14 protein-coding genes are annotated in these 19,433 nt (G+C 72.7%); 13 read left to right on the top strand and 1 reads right to left on the bottom strand.

Annotation, left to right across the window (positions count from 1 at the left end):
- From ACIDOF_RS24790 to ACIDOF_RS24815, 6 genes are all read left to right on the top strand, one after another.
- On the top strand, nucleotides 1–1,998 hold the full coding sequence (locus tag ACIDOF_RS24790; protein WP_409008270.1) for an NAD(P)H-dependent oxidoreductase subunit E: 1,998 nt from the start codon (nucleotides 1–3) through the stop codon (nucleotides 1,996–1,998).
- A 28-nt stretch (nucleotides 1,999–2,026) separates the two neighbouring features.
- Nucleotides 2,027–2,887 carry a 2Fe-2S iron-sulfur cluster-binding protein gene (locus tag ACIDOF_RS24795; protein ID WP_409008271.1) on the top strand — a complete coding sequence of 287 codons (861 nt, stop codon included), beginning with the start codon at nucleotides 2,027–2,029 and terminating at the stop codon, nucleotides 2,885–2,887.
- A 7-nt stretch (nucleotides 2,888–2,894) separates the two neighbouring features.
- On the top strand, nucleotides 2,895–3,761 hold the full coding sequence (fdhD, locus tag ACIDOF_RS24800) for a formate dehydrogenase accessory sulfurtransferase FdhD (protein WP_409008272.1): 867 nt from the start codon (nucleotides 2,895–2,897) through the stop codon (nucleotides 3,759–3,761).
- A 126-nt stretch (nucleotides 3,762–3,887) separates the two neighbouring features.
- Nucleotides 3,888–4,397 (top strand): FBP domain-containing protein, encoded by a 510-nt coding sequence (locus ACIDOF_RS24805; RefSeq protein ID WP_409008273.1) that lies wholly within the window; start codon nucleotides 3,888–3,890, stop codon nucleotides 4,395–4,397.
- A 372-nt stretch (nucleotides 4,398–4,769) separates the two neighbouring features.
- Nucleotides 4,770–6,686 (top strand): exo-alpha-sialidase, encoded by a 1,917-nt coding sequence (locus tag ACIDOF_RS24810; RefSeq protein WP_409008274.1) that lies wholly within the window; start codon nucleotides 4,770–4,772, stop codon nucleotides 6,684–6,686.
- A gap of 10 nt (nucleotides 6,687–6,696) precedes the next feature.
- The gene (locus ACIDOF_RS24815) at nucleotides 6,697–7,983 is read left to right on the top strand and encodes a DUF4185 domain-containing protein (protein WP_409008275.1); all 1,287 of its coding nucleotides are present in this window, start codon (nucleotides 6,697–6,699) and stop codon (nucleotides 7,981–7,983) included.
- On the opposite strand, the gene ACIDOF_RS24820 is transcribed toward ACIDOF_RS24815, so the two are convergent.
- Nucleotides 7,919–9,022, bottom strand: a complete 1,104-nt coding sequence (locus ACIDOF_RS24820; protein WP_409008276.1) for a bile acid:sodium symporter family protein — start codon at nucleotides 9,020–9,022, stop codon at nucleotides 7,919–7,921. The genes ACIDOF_RS24815 and ACIDOF_RS24820 overlap by 65 nt on opposite strands.
- A gap of 146 nt (nucleotides 9,023–9,168) precedes the next feature.
- Here ACIDOF_RS24820 and ACIDOF_RS24825 point away from each other — a divergent pair, with 146 nt between their 5' ends.
- The 7 genes from ACIDOF_RS24825 to ACIDOF_RS24855 all read left to right on the top strand — a co-directional run bounded on the left by ACIDOF_RS24825 (nucleotide 9,169) and on the right by ACIDOF_RS24855 (nucleotide 18,836).
- The gene (locus tag ACIDOF_RS24825; RefSeq protein WP_409008277.1) at nucleotides 9,169–10,044 is read left to right on the top strand and encodes a LysR family transcriptional regulator; all 876 of its coding nucleotides are present in this window, start codon (nucleotides 9,169–9,171) and stop codon (nucleotides 10,042–10,044) included.
- A gap of 412 nt (nucleotides 10,045–10,456) precedes the next feature.
- A complete protein-coding gene (locus ACIDOF_RS24830; RefSeq protein ID WP_409008278.1) occupies nucleotides 10,457–10,738 on the top strand; it encodes a hypothetical protein in 282 nt (93 codons plus the stop codon).
- 258 nt (nucleotides 10,739–10,996) lie between these two features.
- Nucleotides 10,997–12,820: an AMP-dependent synthetase/ligase gene (locus ACIDOF_RS24835; RefSeq protein WP_409008279.1), complete on the top strand. Its 1,824-nt coding sequence runs from the start codon at nucleotides 10,997–10,999 to the stop codon at nucleotides 12,818–12,820.
- A 113-nt stretch (nucleotides 12,821–12,933) separates the two neighbouring features.
- Nucleotides 12,934–14,190 carry an ABC transporter substrate-binding protein gene (locus ACIDOF_RS24840; RefSeq protein ID WP_409008280.1) on the top strand — a complete coding sequence of 419 codons (1,257 nt, stop codon included), beginning with the start codon at nucleotides 12,934–12,936 and terminating at the stop codon, nucleotides 14,188–14,190.
- Between the two features lie 12 nt (nucleotides 14,191–14,202).
- Nucleotides 14,203–17,052, top strand: coding sequence for an ABC transporter permease subunit (locus tag ACIDOF_RS24845; RefSeq protein WP_409008281.1), 2,850 nt, complete (start codon nucleotides 14,203–14,205; stop codon nucleotides 17,050–17,052).
- 2 nt (nucleotides 17,053–17,054) lie between these two features.
- The gene (locus tag ACIDOF_RS24850; protein WP_409008296.1) at nucleotides 17,055–17,897 is read left to right on the top strand and encodes an ABC transporter ATP-binding protein; all 843 of its coding nucleotides are present in this window, start codon (nucleotides 17,055–17,057) and stop codon (nucleotides 17,895–17,897) included.
- A gap of 105 nt (nucleotides 17,898–18,002) precedes the next feature.
- Nucleotides 18,003–18,836 carry an aldo/keto reductase gene (locus ACIDOF_RS24855; RefSeq protein ID WP_409008282.1) on the top strand — a complete coding sequence of 278 codons (834 nt, stop codon included), beginning with the start codon at nucleotides 18,003–18,005 and terminating at the stop codon, nucleotides 18,834–18,836.
- The last annotated feature ends 597 nt before the right edge of the window (nucleotides 18,837–19,433 follow it).

A 19,433-nucleotide genomic window follows, 5' to 3' on the forward strand; every position in this document is an offset into this window, starting at 1 on the left:
ATGGACCTGCACTTCGGTGACAGCAAGCCGACCGACGAGGAGCGCGCCGCCGTCGACGCGCTCCTCGGCCCGCCCGAGTCGCCGTGGGAGGGCGCGTCGGACCGGCCCGACGCGGATCTGCGCTGGGCCCGCGGCGGCCGCACGGCCCGGGACCGCCGCGACCTGCTGCTGCCGGGGCTGCACGCGCTGAACGACCGCGTCGGCTGGATCAGCGAGGGCGGCCTCGACTACCTGTGCCGACGTCTCACGGTGCCGCCGGCGGAGGCGTACGGGGTGGCGAGCTTCTATGCGATGTTCGCGCTGCGCCCGCGTCCTGCGACGGTGGTCCAGGTCTGCACGGACCTGACGTGCGCGGCGCGGGGTTCGGCCGAGCTGTGCTCGTCCCTCGAGTCCCGCCTGGGCGCGCCGGGTACGCCGGTGGAGGGCGGCGCGACATGGGAGAAGAGCCCGTGCCTGGGCCTGTGCGAGCGGGCGCCGGCGGCGCTGGTGGTGCGAGCGGGCCGTCCGGCTGACGCGCCGTCGGGGCCGGTCGCGCAGTTCCCCGCGCCCCCGAAGACAGCCCGCCCGGCGTTTGCGGACGAGCGCGTTCAGCGCGAAGGGGGGTCCGGGGGCGCCCCCGAAGCTGCCGCAGGCTTTCGGGAAGGGGCGGGGCGGGGAGAACAACACGCCACCGCCGTCCTGGCCCCCGCAACGGCGGACGCGATCGCCCGAGCCGCCGCAGCCCCGGAATCCGCAACCGCCGAACCCCCGGCCGCGATGGCCGTGCCCCAGGTCGGCCAAGAGCAGCTGATCCTGCTCCGGAGGATCGGACTCGTCGACCCGTACAGCCTCGACGACTACCGCGCCCACGGCGGCTACGAAGCCCTCCGCCGAGCCTTCACCCTCGGCCCCGCCGAAGTCATCCGCGAAGTGACCGAGTCCGGTCTCCTCGGCCGCGGCGGAGCCGCGTTCCCCACGGGCCGCAAGTGGCAGGCCACCGCCTCCCAGCCGGACCACCCGCACTACCTCGTCTGCAACGCCGACGAATCGGAGCCCGGCACGTTCAAGGACCGCGTCCTGATGGAGGGCGACCCGTACGCGCTGGTCGAGGCGATGACGATCGCCGGGTACGCGACCGGCGCCCACCGCGGCTACCTCTACCTGCGCGGCGAGTACCCCCGCGCCCTGGAACGCCTCACGCACGCCCTCGCGCAGGCCCGTACCCGCGGCCTGCTCGGCGAGAACGTGCTCGGCCAGGGCTACTCCTTCGACATCGAGATCCGGCGCGGCGCGGGCGCGTACATCTGCGGCGAGGAGACCGCGCTGTTCAACTCCATCGAGGGCTACCGGGGCGAGCCGCGCTCGAAGCCGCCGTTCCCGGTGGAGAAGGGCCTGTTCGGGAAGCCGACCGCCGCGAACAACGTCGAGACGCTCGTGAACGTCCTGCCGATCCTCACGATGGGCGCCCAGGCGTACGCGGCGATCGGCACGCCGAAGTCGACGGGCCCGAAGCTGTACTGCGTCTCCGGGAACGTGGACCGGCCCGGTGTCTACGAGCTGCCGTTCGGCGCGACCCTCGGCGAGCTGCTCGAACTCGCCGGGAAACCGGGGAAGTTGCGGGCGGTGCTGCTCGGCGGCGCCGCCGGCGGGTTCGTGCGGGGCGACGAGCTGGACATCCCGCTGACCTTCGAGGGCACCCGCGAGGCCGGCACCACCCTCGGCTCGGGCGTCGTGCTCGCCCTCGACGACACCGTTCCGCTGCCCCGCATGCTCCTCCGTATCGCCGAGTTCTTCCGGGACGAGTCCTGCGGCCAGTGCGTGCCGTGCCGGGTGGGCACCGTGCGGCAGGAGGAGGCGCTGCACCGGCTCGCCGAGCGCACGGGGGCCGCCGCCGCGGACGACATCGCCCTGCTCAGGGACGTGGGGCGGGCCATGCGGGACGCCTCGATCTGCGGTCTCGGCCAGACCGCGTGGAACGCCGTCGAGTCCGCCATCGACCGGCTCGGAACGTACGCATGACCGCCACCGACCGACTGGGAGCGTACGCATGACCGCCATTCCGCTGCAGCCGCCGCGTCGTCTCGTGGAGTTCACACTCGACGGCGAACCCGTACGGGTCCCCGAGGGCTCCACCGTCCTGGACGCCTGCCGGGCCGCCGGGAAGGACGTGCCGACCCTCTGCCAGGGCGACACGCTCACCCCGAAGAACGCCTGCCGGGTGTGCGTCGTCGAGGTCGAGGGCGCGCGCACCCTCGCCCCGGCCTGTTCCCGCAGGGCCGAGCCGGGCATGGAAGTGCGCACCGACACCGAGCGCGCCCGACACAGCCGCAGGCTGGTCCTCGAACTCCTCGCGTCCTCCGTCGACTTGTCGACCACACCGCACGTCAAGGAGTGGCTGAAGGAGTACGACGCGAAGCCCGACCGCTTCGGCCCGGACGCGGCCCGTCTGAACGAGTCCCCGAAGGTCGACAACGACCTGTACGTACGCGACTACGACAAGTGCATCCTCTGCTACAAGTGCGTGGACGCCTGCGGCGAGCAGTGGCAGAACACGTTCGCCATCGCGGTCGCCGGGCGCGGCTTCGACGCCCGGATCGCGGTGGAGCACGACGCCCCGCTGACCGACTCGGCGTGCGTGTACTGCGGCAACTGCATCGAGGTGTGCCCGACGGGCGCGCTGAGCTTCAAGAGCGAGTTCGACATGCGCGCGGCCGGCACGTGGGACGAGTCGGCGCAGACGGAGACGACGACGGTGTGCGCGTACTGCGGTGTGGGATGCAACCTGACCCTGCACGTGCAGGACAATGAGATCGTCAAGGTCACCTCGCCGCACGACAACCCGGTGACCCACGGCAACCTCTGCATCAAGGGCCGCTTCGGCTACCAACACGTACAGAACCGGGACTGATCACCTCATGGGACGCGTCACCGAGCGACGCCGCGTCATCCGTGTCCGGGACGGGGCGGTCTCCACCCGCCCGGACACGCTGGTCGCGGAGGAGCCGCTGGAAATCCGGCTCAACGGCAAGCCCCTCGCCATCACGATGCGCACACCGGGCGACGACTTCGCGCTGGCCGCGGGGTTCCTGGTCAGCGAGGGCGTGCTGGGCTCGGCGGACGAGCTGCGCTCGATCGTGTACTGCGCGGGCGCGACGGCGGACGGCAGCAACACGTACAACGTGGTGGACGTCTCGACGGCGCCCGGAGTGGTGCTCCCGGACATCACCCTGGAACGCAACGTCTACACCACCTCCTCCTGCGGCCTGTGCGGGAAGGCCAGCCTGGACGCGGTGCGGACGACGGCGCGCTGGCCGATCGACGACGGCACCCCGGGCGACGGCACTCCCCCGGTCCGACTCGAACCCGAACTGCTCGCCGGCCTCCCCGACCGGCTGCGGGCGGCCCAACGGGTCTTCGACCGGACCGGGGGCCTGCACGCGGCGGCACTGTTCACGGAGGACGGCGAGCTGCTCGACGTACGGGAGGACGTGGGGCGGCACAACGCGGTCGACAAGCTGGTCGGCCGCGCCCTGCAGGACGGCCGGCTGCCGCTGTCCCGCACGATCCTGCTCGTGTCCGGGCGGGCCTCCTTCGAGCTGGCGCAGAAGGCGGTGATGGCGGGCATCCCCGTGCTCGCCGCGGTCTCCGCGCCGTCCTCGCTCGCCGTGGACCTGGCGGCCGAGTCGGGGCTCACCCTGGTGGGCTTCCTGCGCGGCGCCTCCATGAACGTGTACGCGGGCGACCATCGCATCGCCCTGCAGGCCGCGGCCGGTCAGGGCTGACCGCGAGCGCCCGCCTACGCGGCGGCGGGGTCCCGGCCGGTGAGGAGCGCCCCCTGCGCCGGCCGGGCCCGGCCTGCACGTTTATCCGGATGCGCTGGTGGGTGACCGTACGTAAGGTCATCGCCCGTGGAACCGCTCACTGAAAAACAGATCCGCTCGTCCTTCGTGAACTGCACCAAGGGCGAGGCGGCCCGCCTCAAGCTCCCGCTCGACTTCGGCGAACTGCCGTGGGCCGACCTCGACTTCCTCGGCTGGGTCGACCCGGGCGCCCCGCTCCGCGCCCACCTGGTGCTGCCGCGCGCCGAGGGCGAGGCTCCGCTCGGGATCTCGCTGCGGGTCCCGGCGGTCAACCGCACCAGCGCGGTCAAGTCCAGCCTCTGCCAGATCTGCCTGACCGGACACGCGTCGTCCGGCGTCACCCTCCTCGCCGCCCCACTGGCCGGAGCGCGGGGCCGCGAGGGCAACACGGTCGGCATCTACATCTGCGCCGACCTGGCCTGCCCGCTGTACGTCCGCGGCAAACGCGAGCCGAAGCTTCGGTCGGGCCGCTACGAGGAGTCCCTGACCCTGGAGGAACGCCTCCGGCGGATGAACGACAACCTGTCGGCGTTCACGGCGAAGGTCCTGGCAGCCTGACCCTCCCGCTCGCCTTTCCCCTGCGGCTCTCGTCGTGGCCGCTCGCGCAGTTCCCCGCGCCCCTAAGAGCGGCCCGTCCGTGCCCCGATAGGGGCGCGGGGAACTGCGCGAGCAACCACAGCGGCGCCGCAGGCTTTCGGGAAGGGGTGGGGAGGGGGCCCGATGGGGCCTGTCCGGCGATTGAGGACGCGAGCCCGCAGGGCGATGGCGGCGGGGCCGGTGGGGACGAACCCCCGGCGATCCCTCCGTGCACAGGTCCTTGTCGAGGAGTGCACCCCCAAGTACCGTCTGTGACCCGGACATTGGACGTGGGATGTCCGGATGACGTGATATCAGATGCCGCGCAGGACAGCTCGAAGGGCAGGTCTCAGCATGCCGTCCGGACTCCGCGCACGACTCCGAAGAGCACGTCCCACAAGAGCCTTACGGCCCCTCCTCGCCGCTCTCGCCGCCACCGCGGTGGCGGTCCCGCTCACCGCGCCCGGCGCTCAGGCCGCGCCCGAGGTGACGGATTTCTCGCAGCAGGTCCTCTTCAAGGCTTCCCAGGATCCCGGCTACGCGTGCTTCCGTATCCCCGCGGTCGTACAGACGAAGTCCGGCACGCTGCTCGCGTTCGCCGAGGGCCGGGTGAACGACTGCACGGACGCCGGGGACATAGACCTCGTACTGAAACGCTCCACGGACGGCGGCCGTACCTGGGGCCCGTTGCAGGTGATCAACGAGGGCAACGGCGACACGCACGGCAACCCGGCGCCGATCGTGGACCGGGAGACCGGTCGCATCCTGCTCGCCGAGACGTGGAACCCCGGCAAGCCGGGTGGCGGCAACTGTGACGTGCCGTGCGAGCGCACCCCGCACCTGCAGTACAGCGACGACGACGGCCGCAGCTGGTCGCAGCCGCGGGACCTGAGCGACCAGATCCTGCCGGAGCACTGGAACTCCTGGTACGCGACGGGCCCCGTGCACGGCATCCAGCTGCGCCGCGGCGCGCACGCGGGCCGGTTGGTGTTCGGCGTCAACACCGAGACGTGGGACGGCAGTCGGGTCACCGCCAACCACGCCGCCCTGATCCACAGCGACGACGGCGGCGACACCTGGAAGGTCGGCGCGACGGACTCGTGGCCGATAGCGCAGGACGGCACGTTCCGCCAGAAGCCGTCCGAGGTGACCCTCACCGAGCGCGGCAACGGCGAGATCTACGTCAGCGGCCGCGAGCAGGACGGCACCGACCTGGGCCACCGCGCGCACGCCGTGAGCCGTGACGGCGGCGCGACCTTCGACGGCAAGTTCCGCGCGATCCCCGACCTGTACGCGCCCCAAGTGCAGTGCGCAACCGTCGGGTTGGAGAGTCGGATGCTGCTGTCGTGCCCGGCAGACCCGGACCGGCGGCGCACGATGATGGTGCGTTCCTCGTACGACGAGGGTCGTACCTGGGAGAGCGTGGACCGCGGCACGGTGGTGACGACCGACTGGTCCGGCTACTCCGACATGGTGGCGATCAACGGCGCGAACCGCACTCCGGCCACCGTCGGTCTGCTCTACGAGGGCGGCGCGGTCGACGCGCGCGACGAGATCCGCTTCGCCCGCTTCACCGAGGACTGGCTGAAGCCCCGCCGCGGCCCCGACCCGACCACCCCCGACCTGGCGCTCGGCGCACCCGGCGCGGCGGTTCTCGGCGGCGCCCGGCAGACCTCGGGCCGGTACGGCGGCGCGCTCGCCCTGGACGGCCGCGACGACGCCGTACGCCTCCCGTACCGTTCGCAACTCCCGCTGTACGGCAGCGACTTCACGGCGTCCGTGTGGTTCCGGTACGGGGCGACGGGCGGGGAGCACCCGCTGTTCTGGATCGGTGGGGTGGGCACGAACCAGCCGCAGGTGTGGCTGCGCGGCGAGCCCGCGTCGGGCCGGATCACCGGCCTGATGACCGCCAGGGACGGCGCGTCGCCGACGCGTTCGGCGGTGGTGCGCACCACGTCGGCGTACAACGACAACAAGTGGCACCATGCCGTGCTGCGCCGTTCGGGTGGAGAGTTCAGCCTCACCGTCGACGGGAGGAAGACCGCCGTGCCGTCCGTGCCGGGCTCGGTCAGCCGGACCTCCGGGTTCGGGGTGCACATCGGCCAACGCGTCGACAGCCGGGGCCACTTCGCCGGGGCGCTGGACGAAGTGCGGGTCTGGCGGCGGGCGTTGAGCGACGCCGAAGTGTCACGGCTGCGCACTCCCGGGGCGGCTGTGACACCCGACACCGTGCTGTGGCTGCCCATGGACCGGATCAACGGCAGCCGTTAACGTCCCGTGGGTGTCGCCCGCTGAGCGTACGAGAACCGGCGCGCGACACCCGAAGGGCCGTGGGCGGCACCGGGGCGGCGCCCTGGTCCTGCTGCTCGCCGCGGTCCTCGCGGGTGTCGGCCTGACCGCCCTTCCGGAGGACGACGACCGGGAGGGCCGGGCTCCGTGCGCCCCGCGCCGGGTGACGTCCTGGACCCCGGACCGGCCCACCACCGAGGAGTTCGCCCGCTACGGCGACGACGGCTCCAGGGACGACGACTGGACCGGCGGCGACGGCACGCACTCGGTGCGGCTGCCGGACGGCCGGACGCTCTGGCTGTTCTCCGACACGTTCCTCGGCAAGGTGCACGCCCCGCCGAACCGCTGGGGCCAGCCGCACGCCTGGCGCGACGAGAGCGCCCCGTTCGTCCGCAACTCGGCGGCCCTGATGGACCGTTCGGGGCGCCTGGAACGCACGCTGCCCGCCCCGCTGTTCGCCGACCCGGCGCCCGGCCAGTGGCGCTGGCCGGTCGCGGCGAAGGTCGAGCCGCGCTCCGCCGGCTCCGCCGAGAAGGTCGTCCGCGTTCTGCTGTGGACCCGCGCCACCGGCACCGGCCCGTGGATCTACGGCCTGCCCCTCGCCACGGAGGTCGCCACACTGTCCCTGCCCGACCTGCGCCTGGAGAGCACGGTGCGGGTCTCGGACCAGTCCTCCGTCCCCGACCCGGCCGAGCGCGTCCTGTACGGGACGACGACGGTGGACGGCGCTGAGTACACGTACGTCTTCGGCGGCAACGACGGGAAGACCGCGACGCAGCCCACCGCCGAGGCGTACGTGGCGCGGGTGCCGCACGGCCGGCTCGCCGATCCGGACGCCTGGCGGTACTGGGACGGCGCGGGCTGGGGCAAGGGCGAGACGGTCGAGCCGGTCCTCGGGGACGGCGCGAAGAAGGGCGTGGGCAGCGGGTACAGCGTGGTCCGCGACGACGGGACCTGGGTGCTGTTCACGGCGGCGGCGGGCGCCGAGGGCCTGTCGACGCTCACCACCTACTGGGCGTGCGCGCCGACCGGGCCCTGGCACGGCCCGGCGAAGGGCTTCGCACCGCCGCTGCCGCCGGACAGCGCGCCGCAGCAGGGCACCGCCGTCTACAACCCGCAGGCGCACCCGGCGCTGCGCGCCGACGACGGGCGGCTGCTGCTCGGCTACGACGTGAACTGGCTGGACGCCGACCCGCAGGTGGCGCAGGGGCACGTCAGCCGGAACGTGTCGCTGTACCGGCCGCGGTTCCTGCGGCTGCGGCTCGCTCCAGGCGACTGACCGGCCCGGGGCCGGCCCCGGCGTCCGGCTCGGACGGGGCGGGCGGGGCCGGCGGGGCGGCGTCGGCGGAGGCCTCCGGGTCGCGGGAGCGGCGCTTGGCGATGACCGCGCAGACCATCAGCTGCATCTGGTGGAACAACATCAGCGGCAGCACCGCGAGCGAGGCCTGCGCCCCGAACAGCACGCTGGCCATGGGCAGTCCGGCCGCGAGGGACTTCGTCGTACCGGCGAACTGGATCGCGACCCGGTCGGCCCGCCCGAAGCCGAGGCTCTTCGTGCCGAACCAGGTGAGCGCCAGCATCACGGCGAGCAGCACGGCCTCCACGCCGAGCAGCGCGAGCAGCCGAAGCGGGGTGACCTGGTGCCAGATGCCGGCGACCATGCCCTGGCTGAACGCGGTGTAGACGACGAGCAGGATGGAGCCGCGGTCCACGAGGCCGAGGACCTTCTTGTGCCGGGCGACGAACGGCCCGATCCAGCGGCGCAGGAACTGCCCGGCGAGGAACGGCACGAGCAGCTGCAGCACGATCTTCAGGAGCGAGTCGGCGGAGAACCCGGCGTGCCCGCCGATCAGCGCGGCCGCGAGCAGCGGGGTGAGCACGATCCCGGCGAGCGAGGAGAACGACCCGGCGCAGATCGCGGCGGGCACGTTGCCGCGCGCGATGGACGTGAACGCGATCGAGGACTGCACGGTCGACGGCACGAGCGTCAGGAACAGGAAGCCGCTGAAGAGCGCGGGCGTCAGGACGTACGGCACGAGCGCGCCCGCGGCGAGGCCCAGCAGCGGGAAGACCGCGAACGTGCAGGCGATGACGGTGAGATGGAGCTTCCAGTTCCGCAGTCCGTCGAGCGCCTCGCGGGTGGAGAGGCGGGCGCCGTAGAGGAAGAACAGGAAGGCGACGGCCGCGGTGGCCGTGCCGGAGGCGACATCGGCGCCGGTCCCCCGCGCGGGCACGAGCGCGGCGATCCCCACGGTGCCGAGGAGCAGCAGTACGTACGGGTCGATCGGCATCCAGGACGGCCAGGTCGGGCGTTTCACGTGCGCTGTGCTCCAGTGCGTGGTCGGGACGGGCACGCGGTGCGGAGCGTGCCCTCTCCATCGTCCTCCTGATCGCCGTGATCGGGAATCCGGGATACCGGACTGACTGCTATCGCGGTACGTGATGAGCGGCTAGCGTGGTCGGCATGTACGACCCGACCCAGCTCCGTACGTTCCTGGCCGTGGCCCAGACGCTCAGCTTCACGCGGGCGGCGCGGCGGCTCGGCCTGCGGCAGTCGACGGTGAGCCAGCATGTGCGGCGCCTGGAGGACGCGACGGGGCGGACGCTGTTCACGCGGGACACGCACAGCGTGGAGCTGACGGAGGACGGCGAGGCGATGCTCGGCTTCGCCCGCTCGATCCTGGAGGCGCACGAGCGGGCGGCATCGTTCTTCGCGGGCACGCGGCTGCGCGGGCGGCTCCGCTTCGGCGCCTCGGAGGACTTCGTCCTCACCGAACTCCCGGAGATCCTCAAGGCGTTCCGGCGCGAGCATCCGGAGGTCGACCTGGAGCTGACGGTCGAGCTGTCCGGCACCCTGCACCGCAGGCTGGCCGAGGGGCGGCTCGACCTGGTCCTCGCGAAACGGCACCCGCGGGACGAGGAGGCCGCGGGGACGCTGGTGTGGCGGGACGAGCTGGTGTGGATCGGGGCCGAGTCGGGCGGGGAGCGGCTGCGGGTCGACCCGCAGGAGCCGGTGCCGCTGATCGTCTACCCGCCGCCGGGGATCACGCGGGCCCGCGCCCTGGAGGTGCTGGAGCGGCACGGGCGGGCCTGGCGCATCGCCTGCACGAGCGGCAGCCTCAACGGGCTGGTGGCGGCGGCCCGCGCGGGGCTCGGCGTGATGGCCCACACCCGGAGCCTGATCCCTCCGGGGCTTTCCCGCATCCGCGCGGGCCTCCCGGACCTGGGCGGAGTCGACTTCGTCCTCCGCCACGGCCGCACGAGGCCGACGGCCCAGGAGTCGGCGGACGCCCTGGCCGCGGCGATCCTGGCAGGCGGAGACAGGTTGCACCGCCGCTGATCCCTTCCGGGGTCGTCGTTCGTCTGCGGCGCCGCGGTGGCTGGTCGCGCAGTTCCCCGCGCCCCTGGCTCGGGGCTCCGCCCCGCTTTTCAGGGGCGCGGGGAACTGCGCGAGCAACCACGACGGCGCAGCGGTCAGGCGACGGCCGGGGCTCGGGGCGGACGCGGGGAACTGCGCGAGCGGCCACGACGGCGCAGCAGTCGGGCGACGGGCCAAGGGGGCTGGGCGGCCCCCGACAGGGGCGCGGGGAACTGCGCGAGCAACCACGACGGCGGGACAGTCGGACAACAGGCCAAGGGGGCTCGCCCGGGCCCCGAAAGGGGCGCGGGGAACTGCGCGAGCAACCACGACGGCGCGGCAGTCGGACGATCGCCCCCGGGGGGGGCGGGGTGCGGGGTGGGAGACTCCCGCCATGCCTGCCTGGATAACCCCGCGGCGCCTGGCCGCGGCCGCCATCCTGTACGCCGTGTTCGTCGCCGGCTGGCACCTGGGCCAGCCCCTCCCCCCGGAGTGCCTCGCGGAGGCGGAGGCCGCGGCCCGCCCGCCCGCACAGGACGACGGCCTCTTCGGCGACGCCACGCTCGACACCACGTTCAGCGCGACCCTGGTCGACACCACCGCGTCCGACGGCGCCGACTGCTCCTGGGAGACCCACCCGCGGCTGCTCGCCTGGCTCCAGGGCGACTGGCGCTGACGGGTCCCGTACCGGTCGCGCGCCGGTCGTGCACCCGTCCTGTGCCGCCGAGTAACCACCTCGTACAAATTCCGTGGAGATTACGGCACCGAAACTTACCCGGAAGTAATGATTCTGCCCCAGCCTCCGCCCTTGTCGCCCCATTTCGCCGCCTGACCTGTGACGATGGCGAAGATCCCGGGGCCGCGAACCCCTCCCGCCCGGGGGCCGCGTGGGGTACCGTCACCGGCGCTGTGTGGAGCGCCACAAGGAGAACCATTGCGCGAGTTCACCTCACCTCCCCTGGCGTCGGCGCCGCCGGTGGGCGGTCTGGCCGATGCCGTCTTCGACCATGCCCTCGAGGACCCGCTGCGCATCGCCCTGGGGCGCAAGGTCGACGGCGAGTGGCGGGACGTCACGTCCGCGGAGTTCCGGGACGAGATCCTCGCCCTGGCCAAGGGCCTCCTCGCCCACGGCGTCCGCTTCGGCGACCGCGTCGCCATCATGTCCCGTACGCGCTACGAGTGGACGCTCTTCGACTTCGCCCTGTGGACCATCGGCGCGCAGGTCGTCCCGATCTACCCGACCTCCTCCGCGGAGCAGGTCTTCTGGATGCTGTACGACGCGGAGGTCTCGGCCTGCGTCGTGGAGCACGAGGACCACTCCATGACGATCGGCTCGGTGATCGACCGGCTGCCGTCGCTGCGCCGCCTGTGGCAGCTGGACTCGGACGCGGTCGGTGAACTCCGCGCCGCGGGCGAGCACATCGAGGACGAGGTGGTGCACCGGCACCGCCGCGCGGTGACCCCGGACTCGGTCGCGACGGTGATCTACACCTCGGGGACGACGGGCCGCCCGAAGGGCTGCGTGATCAGCCACGCCAACTTCATGTACGAGGCGGACACGGTGATCGCGCGCTGGGAGCCGGTCTTCCACTCCAAGCGCGGCGACGAGGCGTCCACGCTGCTCTTCCTGCCGCTCGCGCACGTCTTCGGGCGGATGGTGGAGGTCGCGGCGGTACGCGGCCGGGTCAAGCTGGGCCACCAGCCGAACCTGAACGCGGCGGCGCTGCTGCCCGACCTGGCCGCGTTCCGGCCGTCGTTCATCCTGGCGGTGCCGTACATCTTCGAGAAGGTCTTCAACGCGGCCCGCAGGAAGGCCGAGAAGGACGGCAAGCTCGGCCCGTTCGACAAGGCCGTCGAGGTGGCGGTGCGGTACTGGGACGCGATGGAGCACAAGGCGTTCGGCACCGGCCCGGGCCCGTCGGCGGCGCTGCGGATGCAGCACCAGCTCTTCGAGAAGCTGGTGTACTCCAAGGTCCGCGCGGCGATGGGCGGCCGGGTGCGGCACGCGATGTCCGGCGGCTCCGGCATGGACCGCAGGCTCGGCCTGTTCTTCGCGGGCGCGGGCGTGCTGATCTTCGAGGGGTACGGGCTCACCGAGTCGACCGCGGCGGCCACGGCCAACCCGCCGGAGCAGACCCGCTTCGGCACGGTCGGCCGGCCGATCCCGGGCACGACGGTGCACATCGCGGACGACGGCGAGGTGTGGCTGCACGGCGGCCATGTGTTCCAGGGTTATCTGGGCAACCCGAAGGCCACCGACGAGGCGCTGCACGACGGTTGGCTCGCCACCGGCGACCTGGGCCACCTCGACGACGACGGCTATCTGACGATCACCGGCCGCAAGAAGGAGATCCTGGTGACCTCCGGCGGCAAGAGCGTCTCGCCCTCGCAGCTGGAGGAGCGGGTACGGGACCATCCGCTGGTCGCCCAGTGCATCGTCGTCGGCAACGACCGCCCGTACATCGCGGCCCTGGTGACGCTGGACTCCGACGCCGTCGAGCACTGGCTGAACATGCGCGGCAAGCCGCTTCTGAAACCGGCCGACCTGGTGCGCGACCCGGATCTGGAGACGGAGATCAGGCGTGCGGTGGTCGCGGCGAACACGCTGGTCTCGCAGGCCGAGTCGATCCGCACGTTCCGGATACTGGCGCACCAGTTCTCCGAGGAGCACGGGCTGCTCACGCCGTCCCTGAAGCTGAAGCGCAAGGCGATCGAGCAGACGTACGCGGCCGAGGTCGAGGCCCTCTATCGCGCCTGACGCGCGTCCCCTCAAGCCGTCCTGACGGTTCATCAGTTACCGATGCGTCAGTTATTGACGGTTCATCAGGTTGCCCGCAGAATCCCCCTCACTTCGACGGAGGGATCAGGCCAGTGCCTCGACGCAACCGCACCCGCACCCTCACCGCCGCTGCCGCCCTGCTGCTCGCCGCCACCGCCTGCAACTCCGCCGCCACGTCCGCCTCCGGCGGGGGCGGCGGTTCGGCGCGCGGGGTGAGCGACGACAGCATCAAGGTCGGCGGCATCGTCTCCATGACCACCTCCAGCGGCTACAGCAAGAAGGACACCGACCTCGGTGCCAAGGCCCGCTACGACCGCGCCAACGCCGAGGGCGGCGTCCACGGCCGGACGATCGACTACCTGGGCGCGGAGGACGACGGTCAGGATCCCGCCAAGAACCTCGCCGCGGCCCGCAAACTCGTCCAGCAGGACAAGGTGTTCGCGGTCTCCCCGATGAGCTCGGTCACCTTCTCCGGGGCCGACTTCCTCGACAAGGAGCAGGTCCCGACGTTCGGCTGGGGCACCATCCCCCAGTTCTGCGGACCGAAGTACATCTACGGCTTCACCGGCTGTCTCGTCCCGATGCCCGGCGGCACCATCACCCAGGCCTGGCAGGAGGGCCTCGCCGACGTGATGGGCGGCGCCGAGGGCAAGTCCGTCGCGATCCTCGCCAACGACAACGACGCCGGCACCTTCGCCATCCGCACGTACAAGCAGGGCTTCGCCGCCGCCGGGTTCGACGTCGCGTACGCCAAGGCCGTCGTGCCCGCGACGTCCACGCCGAGCGACTGGTCCGCGTACACCAAGGAGATCCTGCGCAGCGACGGCGGGAAGGCGCCGGACGCGGTGGTGTCCGTGATGCAGACGCCGTACAACATCGGCCTGTTCACGGCGCTCAAGCGGACCGGCTACCAGGGCGTCATCACCGACCCCACCGACTACGACCCCGGCCTGCTCGCCAAGAGCGCCACCAGGAAGGCCCTCGACGGGGTGCATGTGCTGCTGACCTTCGAGCCGTTCGAGTCGGACAGCGCGCGGATGAAGCAGTTCAAGGCCGACATCAGGAAGGCCGCCGGCAAGGACGTGCCGCTCAACATGCACATGATGACTGGCTACATGTCCGCCGACCTGTTCCTCGCCATCGCCGAGAAGGCCGGGAAGAACCTCACCACCGCGTCCTTCCAGCAGGCCGCCGAGGGCTTCAAGGACACCGGCACCCTGGTCGGCGACCGCGAACTGCCCAAGGGCCAGAAGGAGTCCTTCGGCTGCGGCGCCCTCGTCCAGCTCAAGAACGGCGCGTACGAGGTGTCCTCGCCGTACCGCTGCTACGAACCGATCCCCTTCAAGTGACGGCGGCCCACGATGGCTGACCTTCTCGGTTTCGTCCTCAGCGGTCTCGTCTCGGGCGCGCTGTACGCGCTGCTCGCCACCGGGCTCGTGCTGTCCTACTCGGCGTCCGGCCTCTTCAACTTCGCCCACGGCGCGACCGCTTACCTGTGCGCCCTCGCCTTCCACGAACTGCACTCCGGCTTCGGCTGGCCCGCCGTGCCGACCGCGCTGCTGCTCGTCTGCGGGGTCGCGCCCGGGCTCGGCTGGGGCCTCGACCGGCTGATGTTCCGCAAGCTCGCCAAGGTCGGCGAGACCGCCCAGATCGTCGCCACCATCGGCCTGTTGGTGGCGCTGCCCGCGCTCGGCCTGTGGATCGTCGAACTCCTGGAGTGGGCGGGCGCGCCCGTGAAACCCGCCGAGAACCAGTTCGGCCTGCCCGGCGTCGGGCCGAGCCCGGCGGTGTCCTGGCAGCTGACGGACGGCGTCGGCGTCGACTCCGACCAGCTGATCACCTGGGTCACCACGGCCGTGGTCGCCGCCGGGCTGTGGCTGTTGCTCCGGCACACCCCGCTCGGCCTGCGGCTGCGTGCCGTCGTCGACAACCGCTCGCTGGTCGAGCTGCGCGGCATGAGCGCCGACCGGCTGTCGTCCGTGGCGTGGATGCTGTCGTCGGCCCTCGCCGGCCTCGCCGGTGTGCTCGCCACCCCGCTCCTCGGCCTGTCCGCCCACGACTTCACCCTGTTCCTGTTCGTCTCCGCGACCGCCGCCGTCCTCGGCCGCTTCGCCTCCGTCCCCCTCGCGTTCGCGGGCGGGCTCGCGCTCGGCGTGCTGCAGAACCTCGTCGCCGGGTACGCCTCGTTCGCCGACGACCTCACCGGATTCCGGACGGCTGTGCCGTTCCTGATCCTCTTCGCCGGGCTGCTGCTCATGGCCCGACGGCAGCGCACCGCGGGCACCGCCGCCGTCGACACGCCGCCGCCGGACTACCTCAACGGGGCGTCCTGGCAACGGCGTTGGGGGCCCTGGGCGGTGGCGGCAGTGCTGCTCGCGGTGGCGTTCTACACGGTCACGACCCCGTTCTGGAGCGGCATCCTCGCCCAAGGCCTCGCGATCTCCCTCGTGTTCCTCTCCTTCACCGTGGTCACCGGGCTCGGCGCGATGGTGTCGCTCGCGCAGGCCACGTTCGTCACCGGCGCCGCCCTCGTCACCGGGCTGCTCATGAGCCGGGGCTGGCCGTTCCTCGGCGCGGCGCTCGTCGGCACCTGCGCGGCGGCGCTGCTCGGCGCGGTCGTCGCGCTGCCCGCGCTGCGCCTCGGCGGCCGTTCCCTCGCCCTCGCGACGCTCGCGCTCGCGTTCCTCGCCGACCAAGTCCTGTTCCAGACCGGCTGGTTGCGCAACGGCGACACCGGCTGGGAGATCCCGCGACCCGTCCTCGGCCCGGTCGACCTCGGCGACGACCGGGCCATGGGCGTCGCCCTGCTCGTCCTCGTCACGGCCCTGGTCGCGGCCCTCAGTTCCCTGCGCGACTCGCCGACGGGCCGCGCGATGCTCGCCGTACGCTCCGCGCCCGCCGCGGCGATGGCCTCCGGTGTCTCCGTGATCCGTACGAAACTGCTGCTGTTCACGCTGTCGGCGGGGCTCGCCGGGTTCGGCGGGGTCATGTACGCCTCGTACAACACCCGCATCACCGCCACCGACTTCACCGCCATGACCGGTCTGGTGTGGCTCGCGGTCGTCGTGGCGGCGGGCGTACGGCGGCCGCAGTTCGCGGTGGTCGCGGGGCTGGTGTTCGCGCTCGTCCCGCACCTGATGGCCGACTACGTGACGGAGTCCGCGCATCTGCCGGTGATTCTGTTCGGGTTGGCGGGCCTGGCGCTGGCGAACGATCCTGACGGGTATTGCGCGGCGGTCGCGGTACGACGACATCGGCGACGGGCCTCCTCAGGCGCCGGAGAGGCCGGGTTTTCAGGGGCGCGGGGAACTGCGCGACCAGCCACGACGGCGCAGCAGCCGAACAACGACCGGGGTGCGAGGCGGAGCCCCGAAAAGGGGCGCGGGGAACTGCGCGACCGGCCACGGCGGCGCCGCAGACGAAAGACGTCCCGGGGGCCCGGGGGCGGAGCCCCCGTGGTCGACCGCAGGTCCTTCGGGAAGGGGCGGGGTGGGGAGGAAACCGCCCTCGCCCTGCACGACGTGCACGCCGGGTACGACGGGGCGCCCGTCCTGCACGGAGTGGACCTCACCGTGCGCCCCGGCGAGATCCTCGCCCTGCTCGGGCCCAACGGCGCCGGCAAGACGACCACGTGCCGGGTCGCCGCAGGACTCCTCACGCCCCGCACGGGCCACGTGCACCTGAACGGGCAGGACGTCACCCGGCAGTCCCCCGTCCGCCGCTCCCGCGAGGGCCTCCTCCTCGCCCCCGAGGGCCGCGGCATCTTCCCCGCGCTCACCATCGACGAGAACCTCGCCCTGCACCTCCCCGACCGCGCCGACCGCGAAGCGGCGTACGACCGGTTCCCCGCGCTCGCCGCGCGGCGCACCGTGAGCGCGGGCTCGCTGTCCGGCGGCGAGCAGCAACTCCTCGCGCTCGCCCCGCTGTTGCAGCGCCCGCCGAAGGTGCTGATCGCCGACGAGCCGTCCCTCGGCCTCGCGCCGCGCGTCGTCGACGAGGTGTTCCGGCTGCTCGTCGAACTCCGCGGCGCGGGCACGGCGTTGCTGCTCGTCGAGGAGAAGGCGGCGGAGATCCTCGGCGTCGCCGACCGGGTCGCGTACCTGGCGCAGGGCCGGATCTCCTGGTGCGGCCCGCGCGCCGAGGTGGAGGCGGACCGGCTGACGGAGGCGTACCTCGGCATCGCGACCCGTACGGAGGTGAGCGGGCCATGACCATGACCCGGCACATGCTCGAAGCGACCGGCGTCGACGTGCGGTTCGGCGGCGTACAGGCCCTGCGGGACGCCCGGATCGCGGTGCGCCCCGGCGAGGTCTGCGGGCTCATCGGGCCCAACGGGGCGGGCAAGACCACCCTGTTCGACGTGGTGTCCGGCATCCGCCGCCCCGACGCCGGCCGCGTCCTGCTCGACGGCATGGACGTCACCCGCCGCTCCCCGGTGTGGCGGGCACGGCACGGGATGCGCCGCACGTTCCAACGGCAGCAGCTCTTCGGGCAGTTGAGCGTCGCCGACAACCTGCTCGTCGCCCAAGAGTGGCGCGGCGGCGGAGGCGGGCTCGTGGCCGACGCGGTCGGCGCGCCCGGCCGGCGCCGACGTGAGCGGGAACGTCGTACCAGGGCCTCGGAGGTGCTGCGGGAGTGCGGGCTCGACGACCTCGCGGCGGCCCACGCCGGGACCCTGCCGGTCGGCCGCGCCCGCATGGTCGAGTTGGCGCGGGCCCTCGCCGACCCGCCCCGGCTGCTGCTGCTCGACGAGCCCGCGTCCGGGATGACCGCGCCGGAACGGGACCAACTCGCCGCTGTCGTCCGGCACTTGGCGGAGGAGCGGGGGTGTGCGGTGCTGCTCGTCGAGCACAACGTGGCGTTCGTGATGGAGCTGTGCGCCCGCGTCGTCGTCCTCGACCTCGGCGCGGTCCTCGCCGAGGGCACCCCGGCCGAGGTGCGCGCCGACCCGCGCGTGCGGGAGGCGTACCTCGGGCTCCCCGCCGCACCCGGCACGCCTGGCACGCCCGACGTTCCCGACACACCCGACGTGCCCGGCACGCGTCCGGCGCGGTGAACGTGCCGTGAACAGGTCGTCAAGGCGCGCTGCGGACGGGAATGCCGGATGCCGGATGATCGTTGACGATGGGAGTACCACCCACCACCGAAGGATCGAGAGCTCGTGAGCAAGGTCCCCAGCATCACCCTCAACAACGGCGTCGAGATGCCGCAGCTCGGCTTCGGCGTCTGGCAGGTGCCGGACGACGAGGCGGAGCACGCCGTCGGCACCGCCCTGGAGGCCGGGTACCGCAGCATCGACACGGCCGCCGTGTACGGCAACGAGGAGGGCACCGGGCGGGCGCTCGCATCCTCCGGCATCGCCCGCGACGAGCTGTTCGTCACCACCAAGCTGTGGAACGCCGACCAGGGCTACGACTCGACGCTGCGCGCCTTCGACGCGTCCCTCGCCAAGCTTGGCCTGGACCACGTCGACCTGTACCTGATCCACTGGCCGCTGCCGGCCCGGGACACGTACGTGGACACGTACAAGGCGATGGAGAAGATCCACGCCGACGGCCGCGCGAAGGCCATCGGCGTCTCCAACTTCCTGCCGGAGCACCTGGAGCGGCTGCTCGGCGAGACGTCGGTCGTGCCCGCCGTCAACCAGATCGAGCTGCACCCGCAGCTGCAGCAGGCCGAGTCGCGCGCGGCGCACACGCGGCACGGCATCGCGACCGAGGCCTGGTCGCCGCTCGGCCAGGGCAAGGGCCTGCTCGAGGTGCCGACGATCGTGGCGATCGCGCAGAAGCACGGCCGCACCCCGGCGCAGGTCGTGCTCCGCTGGCACCTGCAGCTCGGCAACGTCGTGATCCCGAAGTCCGTGACGCCGTCCCGGATCGCGGAGAACATCGACGTGTTCGACTTCGAGCTCGACGACGAGGACCTGACGGCCATCGCCGCGCTCGACGAGAGCAAGCGCCTCGGCCCGGACCCGGCCACGTTCGACGTGGTCTGACCACCGCCCGCCCGTACGGAAGCCGCCCCCGGATCGACTCCGGCGGCGGCTTTCCGCGTACGGGAGGTCTCCTCCGGCCAGCTTTCCCGTACCCGGCGACTTCTGGCGGGCGGCCTGCCCCGCACCGGGCGAGTCCGGGCGGGCGGCCTGCCATGCACCGGGCGTCCCCACCAGGCGGCTGCCCCGCACCCGGCGACCCCAGGCAGCCAGCCTGCCGCACACCGAGCGACTCCGGGCAGGCGGCCTGCCATGCACCGGGCGTCCCCACCAGGCGGCTGCCCCGCACCCGGCGACCCCAGGCAGCCAGCCTGCCGCGCACCGGGCGACTCCGGGCAGGCGATCTGCCGCGCACCGGACTCCCGCACCAGGCGGCTTTCCCGTACCCGGCAACTTCTGGCGGGCGGCTTGCCGCACACCGAGCGACTCCGGGCAGGCGGCCTGCCATGCACCGGGCTTCCCACCGGGCGGCTGCCCCGCACCCGGCGACTCCCGGCGGGCGGTCTGCCGCACACCGGACTTCCGCAACGGGCGGCTGCCCCGTACCCCGCAACTCCAGGCAGCCGGTCTGCCGCACACCGGGCGACCCCAGGCAGGCGA

The sequence above is a fragment of the Streptomyces sp. Da 82-17 genome, from assembly GCF_046098215.1.
Classification (GTDB): domain Bacteria; phylum Actinomycetota; class Actinomycetes; order Streptomycetales; family Streptomycetaceae; genus Streptomyces.